Origin of the sequence: Pseudooceanicola endophyticus (assembly GCF_018760365.1) — a bacterium.
Classification (GTDB): domain Bacteria; phylum Pseudomonadota; class Alphaproteobacteria; order Rhodobacterales; family Rhodobacteraceae; genus Pseudooceanicola; species Pseudooceanicola endophyticus.
Window position 1 is genome coordinate 24,401 of sequence record NZ_JAHIAB010000006.1, and the last position, 12,846, is coordinate 37,246.

A 12,846-nucleotide genomic window follows, 5' to 3' on the forward strand; every position below is an offset into this window, starting at 1 on the left:
GCCCGCATACCGGAACGGCAGGAAGCCATTTGACTTTCCCGCGCCTTGCGTCACAAAGCCAAGTCTGATGACAGCCCCGTGACACGCCACGCAAGGAGCCCGCCCTTGGCCCCGCCCCCGACGCGCACCGGAACCCGGACGTTCCCGCTGGCCCGGCCGGGCCAGAGTATCGGCCTGTTGGGCGGCTCTTTCGATCCGCCCCATCACGGGCATGTCCACATTACCCTTGCGGCACTCCGCGCCTTCGACCTTGATCAGGTCTGGTGGCTGGTCAGTCCCGGCAACCCCCTGAAATCGCGGGGCCCCGCCCCGATGCAGGACCGGCTGGACGCCGCCCGCCGGCTGCTGGATCACCCGCGTGTGAAGATCACCGATCTGGAAGCACGGACCGGGACACGATACACCGCAGAAACGTTGCGCGCCCTGGGGCCACTCTACCCGGGCGTGCGGTTCACCTGGCTCATGGGGGCAGACAACCTCGTGCAATTCGACCGCTGGCAGGAATGGCGCTGGATCATGGAGACCTTTCCCCTGGGCGTGCTGGCCCGCCCCGGAGAACGTCTTGGGGCGCGGACCTCGCGGGCGGCCCGGATCTATCGGGACCATCGCCTGCCCGCCGTGCAGAGCCATCTTCTGGCGCGCAGCGCGGCACCGGCCTGGTGCTTCGTGAATGTGCCACTGGTTTCCATTTCCTCAACCCTCCTGCGTCAGCGTGGCGAATGGCAGCAGGGTTGAAACCGTCCCGCCCCAACCGCAGACCCGAGACCCGGCACCGCATCGGTGCCCCCGAGACAGGAGTGCGCCCGTGACGAGCGCCGCCTTCACCCGACGCGCCGCCCTGCGCAGCCTGCTGGGCGGCGCCATGGCCGCATCCGCCCTGCCCGCCTATGCCGCCGGCATCCCCGAGGCCCTGCGCCCGAAGAAACGCCCCTCCGGGCTAAGCGCGCAACCCGCCGCCGCCACCGCCTCGGAGGTTACCAGCAGCGGGCTGACCCATGCGGTGGAGTCGGTGAACGTGCCCGGCGACAGCGCCTGCATCGTGCACAACCTGACCACCGGAGAGACGCTGGAAAGCTATCACGGCGATCACCCGATGGCCCCGGCCAGCGTCGCCAAGACCATGACCAGCATGTACGCGCTGGAGCATCTGGGCGCCGATCACCGGTTCCAGACCCGGCTGCTGACCACCGGGCTGATCGACAACGGCGTGCTGAAGGGCGACCTGATCCTGGCGGGGGGCGGCGATCCGGTGCTGGATACCCAGGACCTGGGCGAACTGGCCGCGCAGCTGCGCGCCGTCGGCATCCATTCGGTGGAAGGCGCCTTCCAGTACTACGGCAAGGCCCTGCCCGAGACCCGCAACATCGACCCCGGCCAGCCCTATCACGTCAGCTACAACCCGGGGATCTCGGGGCTGAACCTGAACTTCAACCGCGTCTACTTCGATTGGAAGAAGGTCGGCGGCAAGTTCCAGATCTCCATGCAGGCCCCCGCCGGACGCTACCGTCCGGGGGTCGAGATCGCGACGATGGAGATCGTCGACCAGTCCGAAAGCGTCTTCACCTGGGAGGACAGGGACGGCAAGGATGTCTGGACGGTGCTGCGCAGCGCGCTGAACGACGATGGCGCGCGCTGGCTGCCGGTGACCCGTCCCGCCGCCTACACGGCCGAGGTCTTTGCGACGCTCGCGCGCTCCAACGGGATCGTCCTGGGCACGCCCGAAGCGCTGGATGCGCTGCCGGGTGACGCCTACCAGATCGCGCAGCACGAAAGCCAGACGCTGGACGCGATCCTGAAGGACATGCTGTTCTACTCGACCAATGTCACCGCCGAGATCGTCGGCGTCTCGACCACGATCAAGCTGACCGGACAGATCCCGCCCACGCTGGATGTCTCGGCGCGCTACCTCAGCGCCTGGGCGCGGCAGCGCTTTGGCATGAAAGAGGTCGACATGGTCGATCATTCCGGGCTGGGCGATGCCTCGCGCGTGTCGGTGCGCGACCTGGCGACGATGCTGAATTCGAAAAGCGCGCAGGTGCAGCTGCATCCGCTGCTGAAGGTCATCCCGCTGCGCAAGGGCGGCAAGTCCGTCGATCCGCACCACCCTTACAAGGTCGAGGCGAAGACCGGCACGCTGAACTTCGTCAGTGCCCTGGCGGGCTACGAGACCGCGCCGAACGGCCACAAGCTGGTCTTCGCGATCATCTCCAACAACCTGCCGAAGCGGGATGAGCTGACGCGCAACCAGAAGGAACACCCGCCGGGCGGCGCGCAATGGCTGGGCCGGGCACGCTACCTACAGCAGAACCTGATGGAACGCTGGGGCGGGATGTACAAACCCTGAGGATCCGCAGGCGCGGTTCCCGGGGCGGGAGGTGATGAGTCGGCGGCTCAGTAGCGCATCGCCGGCAGCTCGGTCGAGACGGCGCCGGCGAGGGCGCCGGAATGGTCCGTCATCGCTCCGTAGACCGGGACGAGGCAGAGAAGCACGAGACCGCCGAACAGGATGACGCGGCGCATGGGGGGACCTCTGAAGCTGTTCACGCTTCAGAAGATGGGCGCCCGGGTCCGCCGATCAAGCGACGGGCGCCCCGGGGCGGGTCACGAAGCGTTACAATGCGCACGCGCCCCGTGATCCGGCGCCCGTGATCCGGGCGCCCGTAATCCCCCGTCGTGATCCGGTTTTGCCCTCAGGCGCGCATGTGGCGGGCACGCGCGCCGCGCTCGATCGCGGCGGCATGGAGGCGATCCAGGTTCAGCTCGTAGCGGATTTCTTCCAGCAGGCGCAGCTCGGCCTCGCGCAGGGTGCCATCGGCGGCGGCCACGTCGCAGGCCAGCGCATAGGCGGTCTCGAACAGGCGTTCCGACAGGTTGTCGCGAATCAGCCCGAAGAGCGCATCCAGCCCGTCCTCTTCCGAGAACAGCTCGAACACGATGGTGGCCATCTGCTTGATCCGCGCATCGTCGTATTCGGCGAAGATCGGCAGGGTGTTCACCTGGCTCTCGATCTTGATCAACTCGACCGTGCGCATGTTCTCGTCCGAGGCCGACACGGCGATCATCACCAGAACGAGGCAGTCCTGCTCGGACAGCGAATGGGAAATCTCGGTCATGTTTCGACCCCCTGAAGTCAGCCTTGAAGGGCCAGATTATTGACCTTGGGCAGGACGCACAATAGGAAGCGCAGGTCCCGGAGCAAGGGTGCAACCCAAGGAGTCCATCATGTCCGAACTGCGCGCAGCAGCACTTGAATCGAAGGCCTGGCCTTTCGAGGAGGCCCGTGCCCTGGCCAAACGGTATGCGAAGGCTCCGCCCGAGAAGGGCTATGTGCTGTTCGAGACGGGCTATGGCCCCTCCGGCCTGCCCCATATCGGCACCTTCGGCGAAGTGGCCCGCACCACGATGATCCGCTCTGCCTTCGAGGCGATCAGCGACATCCCCACCCGTCTGATCTGCTTCTCGGACGACATGGACGGTATGCGCAAGGTTCCGGAAAACGTTCCGAACCAAGAGCTTCTGTACGCCAACATCCAGAAGCCGCTGACCGCCGTGCCCGATCCCTTCGAGGAATTCGAAAGCTTCGGCCATCACAACAACGCCATGCTGCGCCGCTTCCTCGACACCTTCGGGTTCGAGTACGAGTTCTACTCGGCCACCGAGTTCTACAAGTCCGGCCAGTTCGACGCGGTTCTGAAGCGCGCGGTCGAGAAATACGATGACGTGATGAAGGTCATGCTGAAGTCGCTGCGCGACGAACGTGCCGCGACCTATTCGATCTTCCTGCCGATTCACCCCGAGACCGGCCGCGTGCTGTACGTGCCGATGAAGAAGGTGGATGCGGAAAACTACACCATCACCTTCGATGACGAAGAGGGCCGCGAATGGACCCTGCCCGTCACCGGCGGCAACGTGAAGCTGCAATGGAAGCCCGATTTCGGCGCCCGCTGGGCCGCGCTCGACGTCGATTTCGAGATGTACGGCAAGGACCACTCCACCAACACGCCGATCTACGACCGCATCTGCGAGATCCTGGGCGGCAAGAAGCCGAACCACTTCACCTACGAACTGTTCCTGGATCAGAACGGCGAGAAGATCTCCAAGTCCAAGGGCAACGGCCTGTCGATCGACGAATGGCTGACCTATGCCTCGACCGAGAGCCTTTCGTACTTCATGTTCCAGAAGCCCAAGACGGCCAAGCGGATGCATTTCGACGTCATCCCGAAGGCGATGGACGAATATCATCAGCAGCTCACCGCCTACCACGCGCAGGACATCAAACAGCAGCTGGCGAACCCGGTGTGGCACATCCACGGCGGCAAGGTGCCGGTCTCGACCATGGTGGTCAGCTATTCGATGCTGCTGAACCTCGCTTCGGTCGCGGGCGCCGAGGACAAGGAAACCCTCTGGGGCTTCATCCGCCGCTACGCGCCGGAAGCCACGCCCGAAACCCATGCCGACCTGGACGCGGCAGCGGGCTACGCGGTGCGCTACTACAACGACTTCGTGAAGCCGGGCAAAGTCTTCCGCGCGCCCACCGAGGCCGAGCGCGAGGCGCTGGAAGCCCTGCGCGACGCCCTGCGTGCCTATGACGGCGAGATGACCGATGAAGCCCTGCAATCGGTGGTCTACACCGTGGGCCGCGAACGGTTCGACCCGATGAAGGCCTGGTTCTCCTGCCTTTACGAAGTGCTGCTGGGCGCCTCCCAGGGCCCGCGCTTCGGCGGTTTCATCGCGCTTTACGGCGTGACCGAAACGGCCGATCTGATCGACCGCGCCCTGGCCGGCGACTTCGCCTGATCCACGCCGGTCCGTCCGGATCCAGGGGGCGCCTTCGGGCGCCCCTTTGCTATGCGGGCCCGAGGTCCTGCGGCGTCAACCGGTAGGCCTTGCCGAAGCCGCCGTTCAGCATCCCCGAGAGCGGCCGGAGCCGCACCAGCAGAAAGTCCCCGAAGCCGATGTAAAGCTTGGCCTTCGGACGCCGGGCCACGTAATGCGCCGCCAGCGCGTCAAAGCCGGGATCCTCGCGCAGGACAGGGTCCGGGCGGGCCTGCAGGGTCAGGCGCGGATGGGTCAGCGGATCGCCCCGGGCGCCGGGCTCTCCCAGCAGCAGCGACACCTCCGTGGCCTCCAGCAGCGGCGCGGTATGCACCGCCAGCCTTGAGACCAGCGTCAGCGGCAGCCCCCTTGGATCTGTCGTCAGGGCGATTCGGGTGACGAAGGGCGCGCCGTCGCGCAGCACCGCCAGGGCGCCGTGACGGGCCTTCGCAAGCAGCTCCCGGGAAAGGGTCCGGGCGGCATCGTCGGCAGGGCGGAAGGGATCGTTCATGGCGGCAGGATAGGCCCGGGACGGGGGCTGGGAAAGCCCCCTCAGAAGGTCTTCCAGAAGCCGATCTTCAGCCGGTAGGGATCGCTGTTCCTGAGCGCCGCAGAGCCCCCCAGATCCAGCAGGAAATCCTTGCGCAGCGGGATCGCCATGGAGACCGCCAGCCGCGCGAAGACCGGGTCCTGATGGCTCTTGCCGGTCTGCAACTGCAGGTAGGTCTTTGGATGATCTGCCGGCGCCACGCCGAAGGTGAAATCCACCTTCCAGTCGTAAACCCCCGTATCCAGGAAATATTCCACGGCTGTTTCCATCACCGCCCAACCCGGTGGGTATTCCAGCCCGCGCCCGATGGAAAAGCCCGGTCGCACCACCGGATGCCCCGAGACCGAGCCCACCCCCAGATCCGCTGCGGTCCTTGTCTGGCCAAAGGTCAGCAGCGGATGACTGACGAAGACCACCATCTTGTCCAGCCCCGAGATCGCGCCGCCGATATCGGCACCCAGGGTCCATCGATCGCTCAGCCCGTATTCGTGGAAATAGGTGAAGGATTGGGTCAGCCGCCCCGGCGTGCCCAGCCCGAAGATGCGAATGGCGCCGGCGCTGAAGGTCTTGCCCTTGCCGCGCGGCCAGGCCCCCGCAGCCCCCTGTGCCGGTGCCACGATCCCGGCCAGGGCAGCCAGAAGCAGTGCCGTTCGCAAGCGCCTGCCGATCCCCATGAGACCCCTCTCTGACCGGCAGTATCGGGGGCGCTTGGTTAACGCTTTGCTAAGATGCGCGGATCAGGCCGCGACCTCTTCCAGCACGGCGCGGCCCAGAACCGGCATCCGCACGCCCTGACCGAAGCTGGTCTGGATGACCTCCTGCGCGACGCCGGCGGCGGCCAGCTTGGCACGGATGCGGCAGATGTAGACATCGATGATCTTGGGATCGGGCTCATCCTGCCAGGCATAGAGCTGCAGCATCAGCTGCTCGCGCGTGACCATCGTGCCGTTGCGCAGGGCCAGCATCTCGACCAGCTCGTATTCCAGGCGGGTCAGGTGAATGGGCATGTCGCCGTTCAGCACCGTCATCCGGGCAACGTCGATGGTCACCGGACCGATGGCGATCTCGGGGTGGGCAAAACCCGCGGCGCGGCGGACATAGGCACGGATCTGGGCCGCGACCTCGACCGCCTTGGCCGGCCATTCGATCATCGCATCGGCGCCCCGGGTCAGGAAATGCGCCCGGTCGGCCTCGGTCACGCGGCGGCTGACCACGCAGATCACGGTCTTGGGATACTGGGCCCGCAGCTGCGCCACCAGCGCGGCGGCGGCCATGTCGGGTACGTCGGGGTCGATCAGGAAGGCGTCCTGCTCACCGGCCTCGGCGAAATCGAGCGCCTCGGCAGCATTGCCGGCCTCGGTGATGTAGAACCCTTCGCCGCGCAGGGCATGGGCCAGGCCGGCGATATTCCAGGTGGTGTCGGTCACAAGAAGACGCATCCCGCAGTTCCTTTCCCTTCGGATGCGAAGGTGGCAGGGGTGCGGGATGCCGGTTCGGGCACCCTCGGCCCACACCGTCGCATCGTGATGATCATGTCGTGATTGATCCGGTGGCACTTCGGCCACGGGCGGGCCTTCGGGGACCGCCGTGCCGCCCGCCTCCTCCGGCCTCGGCACGCCTCCGTGATAGCGCATTACGCAGGGACATCGCAATTGAAATTCAGGATTTTCTCAATCTTTCCCTAAGCTTGGTTAACAGATCCTTGCAGGGACCGCCGCCCCTGCCCATCTCGGATCAGGAGCCGAGGAAGGAGAGCCCGATGAAATGTCCCGTGGACGGAACCCCGCTGCTGATGACCGATCGACAGGGGGTCGAGATCGACTACTGCCCGCAATGCCGGGGTGTCTGGCTGGACCGCGGAGAGCTGGACAAGATCCTCGACCGCAGCGCCGCCGAGCAGGCCCATGCCCAGCCGCAGCGCCGCGCCGCCCCGACGGCAGAGCACGGTTACCGGGACGAGCGTTACGACCCGCGCTACCGCGACAAGTACGCCTACAAGCGCAAGAAGAAGAAATCCCTGCTGGGAGAGCTGTTCGACCTCTAGCCCCGCTCAGGCGCGGGCCGAGCACAGGTGCATCCGGGCCGGGATGCGCATCTCTGAGTGTTCTTCGAAGGCGGCGAATTCGGGCCGCAGCCGCGCCAGGATCGCCTCCAGGTCCGCCGGGCTGCCGCCATGGGCGCGCATCTGCCCGGCGATGGGCCCCAGCCGTTCGCACAGGGCCAGGGTCTCCTCAAGGGTCAGCCCCGGGGTCAGCACGGGCCGCAGCAGCCGTGTTGCGGCATTGGCAAAGCCCGCCTCGGTCAGCAGCCGGCACACCCGCTCGGGATCGCGGAAGGCCAGCGGCCCCGGCGCCCCGGGGTCTTCGGGCGCCTCGGGGGGACCGAAATGCGCCGCACAGGCCGCCGCAGGCAGATCGAACCAGGGGTTGCCCTCGGCCCAGCAGATGAAGACCAGCCGCCCGCCGGGCCGCATCCGGCGCCGGATATTGGCGAAGGCCGCCACCGGATCCTCGAAGAACATCACCCCCATGCGCGAGATCACCAGATCGACCGTCGTGCCATCACCCGGCCAGGTCTGGGCATCTGCCAGCAGCACCTCGGCCCCGGGCAGCGCCGCCCCGGCAATGCGGTGGCGCGCCAGATCCAGCAGGGGCGCGGAGATGTCGAGGCCCAGCACCCGCCCCGAAGGCCCCACCATCGCCGCCGCCATCAGCACCGTCTGGCCGGCACCACAGCCGATATCCAGCACCTGTTCACCGGGGGCGGGGCGGGCGGCTTCCAGCAGCAGATCGGCCATCGGCTGATGCATCCGGTCCAGCACCGCCTGATGGGTCACCCAGGTGGCGCCCGGCTGGGCATTCCACAGCGCCCGCTGCGCGGCATTCACGGGATCGGTCATGATGGCCCTCCGGTCTGGCTGGCCCGAGGATAGGCCCCCTGCCCGCACGGGGCCAGCCCCAAGCGAAACGGGCGGCGGACCTTTCGATCCACCGCCCGTCCAGAGGTCCGAAGGCCGGCCTCAGCGCGGCTGGCTACGCACCGAGCGGTCCGAGATCCGCCGGATCAGCACGTAGAAGCTGGGGACCATGAAGACGCCGATGAAGGTCGCCGCGATCATGCCGCCCAGCACGCCGATGCCGATGGCATTCTGCGCCGCCGCCCCCGCGCCGGTGGCCACAGCCAGCGGCACCACCCCCAGGATGAAGGCGAAGGAGGTCATCAGGATCGGCCGCAGCCGCATCTTCGCGGCCTCGATGGTGGCGGCGACCAGCGGCTTGCCCCCGGCCTCCAGATCCTTGGCGAATTCGACGATCAGGATGGCGTTCTTGGCCGCAAGCCCGATGGTCGTCAGGATGCCCACCTTGAAGTAGACATCGTTGTCGCCCCCCGCGACCCAGGCCGCGACCAGCGCCCCCAGGATGCCCACCGGCACCGCCAGCATGACCGAGAACGGGATCGACCAGCTTTCATAGAGCGCCGCCAGCGACAGGAAGACCACCAGCACCGAAAGCGCGTAGAGGTACGGCGCCTGATTGCCCGACTGCTGCTCCTGGTAGGAGATGCCCGTCCAGGCCACGCCGTAGCCGCCATCCAGCTGGCCGACCAGTTCCTCCATGGCGTTCATCGCCTCGCCCGAGGACACGCCGTCGGCGGCCGAGCCGGAGATGCTCATGGCATTGGTGCCCCCGATCCGCGACAGCGTCGGCGAGGCCGAGACCCATTTCGTCGTCATGAAGGCCGAGAAGGGCACCATCTCCTCGTCGGAGTTGATGGCGAACCAGTCGTCGATATCCTCGGGCTGCATCCGGTAGGGCGCATCGGCCTGCACGATGACGGGCCGCAGGTTGCCGTTCATGTCGAAGTCGTTGACCGTCTTGCCGGTGAAGATCGTCGAGAGCAGGGAGTTCACGGTCGAGGGCGTCACGCCAAAGCTTTCCGCCTTCTGCTGGTCGATGTTGATGCGCAGCACGGCCTCGGATTCATCGCCCGAGATGCGCAGGTTCTGCGCCCGGCCATCCTTCTGGACCATGGTTTCCAGTTCCTTGGCAGCGGCGATCATCGCCTCGCTGCCGTTGTTGGCCTGGTCCACCAGATACATCGAGAAGCCCGAGGTATTGCCCATCCCCGGGATCGCCGGGGGCTGCATGAAGAACACCCGCCCGGCGCGCAGCTTGCCGAATTCGCGGTTGCCGGCGGCAGCGACGGCACTGGCGGACTGGTTGGCGCCGGTGCGTTCGTCGAAGTCCTTCAGCTTGACGAAGACCATGGCGCTGTTCTGCCCCGAACCGCCAAAGCCGAAGCCCAGCGTCGCGAAGGAGCTGTCGACGCTGGCCGCCTGATCGGTCTTCAGCCAGTCGTCGATCTTTTCCACCACGCTCTTGGTCTGCGCCGTGGTCGAGCCCTCGGTCAGGCTGACGATGACCATCAGCACGCCCTGATCCTCGGAGGGCAGGAAGGAGGACGGGATGCGCTTGTAGACCTGGCTGGCGGCAAAGCCGACCCCGGCCAGCACCACCAGCATGATCACCGGCGCCTTCAGGAAGCGGCGCACGACGCTGCCATAGCCATGGCTCATGCGGTCGAAGTTGCGGTTGAACCAGCGCGCGGGCGCGATGGCCCGGCCATGGGCGCGCCGCAGCATGGTGGCGCAAAGCGCCGGCGACAGGATCAGCGCCACCAGCGCCGACAGCACCATGGCGGTGATGATCGTCACCGAGAACTGCCGGTAGATCACCCCGGTCGAGCCCCCCATGAAGGCCATCGGCAGGAACACCGCCGAAAGCACCAGCGCGATGCCGATCAGCGCCCCGGTGATCTGGCCCATGGATTTCTCGGTCGCGGGCAAGGGATCAAGGCCCTCTTCCTCCATCACCCGCTCGACGTTTTCCACCACGACGATGGCGTCATCGACCAGCAGGCCGATGGCCAGCACCATGGCGAACATGGTCAGCGTGTTGATCGTGTAGCCCATGGCCGCCAGCACCGCGAAGGTGCCCATCAGCACCACCGGCACGGCGATGATCGGGATGATCGTGGCGCGCCATTTCTGCAGGAAGACCAGGATCACCAGCAGCACCAGCAGCACCGCCTCGCCCAGGGTGTGATAGACCTTCTCGATGGACAGCTGCACGAAGGGCGAAGTGTCGTAGGCATAATGCACCTCGACCCCCTCGGGCAGCGCGGGGGCCAGCTTTTTCAGCGTCGCGCGCACGGCCTCGGCGGTGTCGATGGCATTGGCCCCGGCCGCCAGGTTGACCCCGAAACCGGCCGCGTTCTCTCCGTTGAAGAAGGAGTTGACGCCGTAGTCCTCCTGCCCGATCTCGACCCGCGCCACGTCGCCCAGGTAGACCGCGCTGCCGTCGCTTTCCGTCTTCAGCAGGATCTGCTCGAACTGCTCGGCCGAGGTCAGCTGGCTCTGCGCGGTGATCGTGGCGGTGAACTGCTGGCCTTCGGTGGTGGGCAGATCCCCCAGAGAGCCGACCGAGACGGTGGTGTTCTGGTTCGATACCGCGGTGGTCACGTCGGCAGGCGTCAGCTGGTACTGCGCCAGTTTCAGCGGATCCAGCCAGATCCGCATCGCATAGCCCGAGCCGAAGATGTTGATGCCGCCGACGCCGGTGGTGCGCTGCACCGGCCCCTCGATCATGTTGGTGATGATGTCGCCCAGCTCGACCGTGGAATAGCGCCCGTCGGTGGACACGATGGCGCCCACCATCAGGATCGAATCCGAAGACCGCGACACCTTCACCCCCGAGGTCACCACCGCATCGGGCAGCTGGCTCTCGACCGAGGAGACCTTCACCTGCACCTCGTTCTGGGCGTCGATCGGGTCGATGGAGCCATCGAAGGTCAGCGTCACCCGCGAGGATCCCTGCCGCGAGGAACTCTCCATGTAGAGCATCCCGTCGATGCCGGTCAGCGCATCCTCGATGGTCGATGTGACGGAGTTCTGCACCGCATCGGCGGTGGCGCCGCTGTAGGTGGCGGTGATGCGGATCGTGGTCGGCGCGATCTCGGGGTACTGGGAGACCGGAAGCTGCGTATAGGCGAAGGCGCCGGCCAGGATGGTGACCAGGGCCAGCACCCAGGCGAAGACGGGGCGGTGGATGAAGAAGCGGACCATCGGGTGTCAGTTCCCCTTGTCGGGGTCTGCGGCGGTGGTGGGATCGGCGCTGGTGGCGTCGGTATCGGCCTCGGGCAAGGTGCCGTTGGGAACCACGCCGCCCTCGGTGCCGGTGCCCTCTCCGGTGCCGCCGCCGGTGGCGTCCTGCACCACCCCCTGCGCATTGATGGTGACCGGGACGGTGGTGATCTTGGCCCCCGCCTTCAGGTCGCGCAGCCCGTCGACGACCAGCTTGTCGCCCGCCTGCACGCCGCTGGTGACCACCCAGGCGTTCTGGTAGCTGCCCTTCGAGGTCAGCACGACCTGCTTGGCCACGCCATCCGCCGCGATGAAGGCCGTCAGCGTCCCGTCAGAGCTGCGGTCGGTGGCGCGCTGCGGCACCAGCACGGCCTGCGTCGTGCCCAGCGTCAGCTCGACCCGCAGGAACTGTCCGGGCAGGATCAGCTGGTCGGGGTTGGAGAATTCAAAGCGGAAATCCAGCGATCCCGTGGTGGTCGAGACCAGCGCGCTCGGGCTGACCAGGGTGCCCTTGCCCTCGTAGACCTGGCCGGTTTCCAGCGTCAGCGTGGCATCCAGCTTGTCGCCCGGGGTCATCGTCCCGTCAGAGATCATCTGGCGCACCCGCAGCATCCGGGCCGAGCTTTCCTGCACATCGACATAGATCGGATCCAGCCGGGTCACCGTGGTCAGCGCATCGGTCTGGTTCGCCGTCACCAGCGCCCCCACCGAGAATTCCGGCACGTCCACCACCCCGTCGATGGGGCTGCGGATCACCGTGCGGTCCAGGTTCAGCTGCGCCGATTTCAGAGAGGCCTCCGCCGAGCTGAGCGTCGCCTTGGCAGACGCCAGGGAGGTCTGCGCGGTCTCCAGATCGCCCTGGGTGACGCCGACGCCGTTCAGCCGTTCATAGCGGTTCACGGTGGCCTGCGCCGCCGATACCGCCGCCTCGCCCGAGGCCTTCTCGGCCTGGGCGGCGGCCAGCGCCACGTCGTAGGTGTCGCTGTCCAGCGTGAACAGGATGTCCCCGGCCTTCACGGAACGCCCGGCGGTGTAGTTGATCGCCTCGATCGTGCCCTCGACCCGGGGGCGGATCTCGGTCTGGTCCTTGGCGACGGCGCGGCCCGGCAGGGTCACGTCGTAGGGCACGCTCGCGGTTTGCAGGGTCACCACCCCGACCTCGGTCGGGCCGGATTTCCCGGCGGACTGGGCAAGGGCCAGTCCCGGCATGGCAATCAGCGCGGCGACGGCAAGGGTCCTGCGCAGGGCGAGCGTGTTGGTCATGAGGTCTCCCAATGGCTGGCGGCCTGAGGTGGCATCCGGGTCAGGTCTGGAACGGATGGGTACGGGATTTCCGTCT

12 protein-coding genes are annotated in these 12,846 nt (G+C 66.8%); 4 read left to right on the forward strand and 8 right to left on the reverse strand.

From position 1 onward, the window contains the following. Positions 1-105 precede the first annotated feature (105 nt). Both KM176_RS11710 and dacB read left to right on the forward strand, forming a co-directional pair. Entirely contained in the window at positions 106-735 is a 630-nt protein-coding gene (locus tag KM176_RS11710) for a nicotinate-nucleotide adenylyltransferase (protein WP_236045294.1), read from the forward strand. Between the two features lie 70 nt (positions 736-805). Next, positions 806-2,344 (forward strand): D-alanyl-D-alanine carboxypeptidase/D-alanyl-D-alanine endopeptidase, encoded by a 1,539-nt coding sequence (gene dacB / locus KM176_RS11715; RefSeq protein WP_311136155.1) that lies wholly within the window; start codon positions 806-808, stop codon positions 2,342-2,344. A gap of 47 nt (positions 2,345-2,391) precedes the next feature. Here the strand turns inward: dacB and KM176_RS25175 are convergent, their stop codons facing one another. After that, positions 2,392-2,520 (reverse strand): hypothetical protein, encoded by a 129-nt coding sequence (locus KM176_RS25175; protein ID WP_268946149.1) that lies wholly within the window; start codon positions 2,518-2,520, stop codon positions 2,392-2,394. 170 nt (positions 2,521-2,690) lie between these two features. Continuing rightward, entirely contained in the window at positions 2,691-3,113 is a 423-nt protein-coding gene (locus KM176_RS11720) for a tellurite resistance TerB family protein (protein ID WP_160894346.1), read from the reverse strand. 109 nt (positions 3,114-3,222) lie between these two features. Between KM176_RS11720 and KM176_RS11725 the strand changes: the two genes are divergently transcribed. Further along, positions 3,223-4,797 carry a lysine--tRNA ligase gene (locus KM176_RS11725; protein WP_160894348.1) on the forward strand — a complete coding sequence of 525 codons (1,575 nt, stop codon included), beginning with the start codon at positions 3,223-3,225 and terminating at the stop codon, positions 4,795-4,797. 49 nt (positions 4,798-4,846) lie between these two features. On the opposite strand, the gene KM176_RS11730 is transcribed toward KM176_RS11725, so the two are convergent. The 3 genes from KM176_RS11730 to KM176_RS11740 form a co-directional block, all read right to left on the reverse strand. Continuing rightward, positions 4,847-5,326: a HugZ family pyridoxamine 5'-phosphate oxidase gene (locus KM176_RS11730; RefSeq protein ID WP_160894350.1), complete on the reverse strand. Its 480-nt coding sequence runs from the start codon at positions 5,324-5,326 to the stop codon at positions 4,847-4,849. 41 nt (positions 5,327-5,367) lie between these two features. Continuing rightward, positions 5,368-6,021 (reverse strand): hypothetical protein, encoded by a 654-nt coding sequence (locus tag KM176_RS11735; RefSeq protein ID WP_160894352.1) that lies wholly within the window; start codon positions 6,019-6,021, stop codon positions 5,368-5,370. Between the two features lie 81 nt (positions 6,022-6,102). Continuing rightward, positions 6,103-6,804, reverse strand: coding sequence for a response regulator transcription factor (locus KM176_RS11740; RefSeq protein ID WP_160894354.1), 702 nt, complete (start codon positions 6,802-6,804; stop codon positions 6,103-6,105). 320 nt (positions 6,805-7,124) lie between these two features. Here KM176_RS11740 and KM176_RS11745 point away from each other — a divergent pair, with 320 nt between their 5' ends. Continuing rightward, the gene (locus KM176_RS11745) at positions 7,125-7,409 is read left to right on the forward strand and encodes a TFIIB-type zinc ribbon-containing protein (protein ID WP_160894356.1); all 285 of its coding nucleotides are present in this window, start codon (positions 7,125-7,127) and stop codon (positions 7,407-7,409) included. 6 nt (positions 7,410-7,415) lie between these two features. On the opposite strand, the gene KM176_RS11750 is transcribed toward KM176_RS11745, so the two are convergent. The 3 genes from KM176_RS11750 to KM176_RS11760 all read right to left on the reverse strand — a co-directional run bounded on the left by KM176_RS11750 (position 7,416) and on the right by KM176_RS11760 (position 12,770). Continuing rightward, complete coding sequence (locus KM176_RS11750) at positions 7,416-8,264, reverse strand: class I SAM-dependent methyltransferase (protein ID WP_160894358.1); 849 nt, start codon at positions 8,262-8,264, stop codon at positions 7,416-7,418. A 120-nt stretch (positions 8,265-8,384) separates the two neighbouring features. Then, positions 8,385-11,489 carry an efflux RND transporter permease subunit gene (locus KM176_RS11755; RefSeq protein ID WP_160894360.1) on the reverse strand — a complete coding sequence of 1,035 codons (3,105 nt, stop codon included), beginning with the start codon at positions 11,487-11,489 and terminating at the stop codon, positions 8,385-8,387. Between the two features lie 6 nt (positions 11,490-11,495). Then, positions 11,496-12,770, reverse strand: a complete 1,275-nt coding sequence (locus KM176_RS11760; RefSeq protein ID WP_160894362.1) for an efflux RND transporter periplasmic adaptor subunit — start codon at positions 12,768-12,770, stop codon at positions 11,496-11,498. Between the last annotated feature and the right edge of the window lie 76 nt (positions 12,771-12,846).

Bases quoted from the DNA above. Each gene is read 5' to 3' on its own strand.
- KM176_RS11755 (WP_160894360.1), bottom strand. From the start codon at position 11,489: ATGGTCCGCTTCTTCATCCACCGCCCCGTCTTCGCCTGGGTGCTGGCC.
- KM176_RS11760 (WP_160894362.1), bottom strand. From the start codon at position 12,770: ATGACCAACACGCTCGCCCTGCGCAGGACCCTTGCCGTCGCCGCGCTG.
- KM176_RS11745 (WP_160894356.1), top strand. From the start codon at position 7,125: ATGAAATGTCCCGTGGACGGAACCCCGCTGCTGATGACCGATCGACAG.
- KM176_RS11725 (WP_160894348.1), top strand. From the start codon at position 3,223: ATGTCCGAACTGCGCGCAGCAGCACTTGAATCGAAGGCCTGGCCTTTC.
- KM176_RS11750 (WP_160894358.1), bottom strand. From the start codon at position 8,264: ATGACCGATCCCGTGAATGCCGCGCAGCGGGCGCTGTGGAATGCCCAG.
- KM176_RS11740 (WP_160894354.1), bottom strand. From the start codon at position 6,804: ATGCGTCTTCTTGTGACCGACACCACCTGGAATATCGCCGGCCTGGCC.
- KM176_RS11720 (WP_160894346.1), bottom strand. From the start codon at position 3,113: ATGACCGAGATTTCCCATTCGCTGTCCGAGCAGGACTGCCTCGTTCTG.
- KM176_RS11730 (WP_160894350.1), bottom strand. From the start codon at position 5,326: ATGAACGATCCCTTCCGCCCTGCCGACGATGCCGCCCGGACCCTTTCC.
- KM176_RS25175 (WP_268946149.1), bottom strand. From the start codon at position 2,520: ATGCGCCGCGTCATCCTGTTCGGCGGTCTCGTGCTTCTCTGCCTCGTC.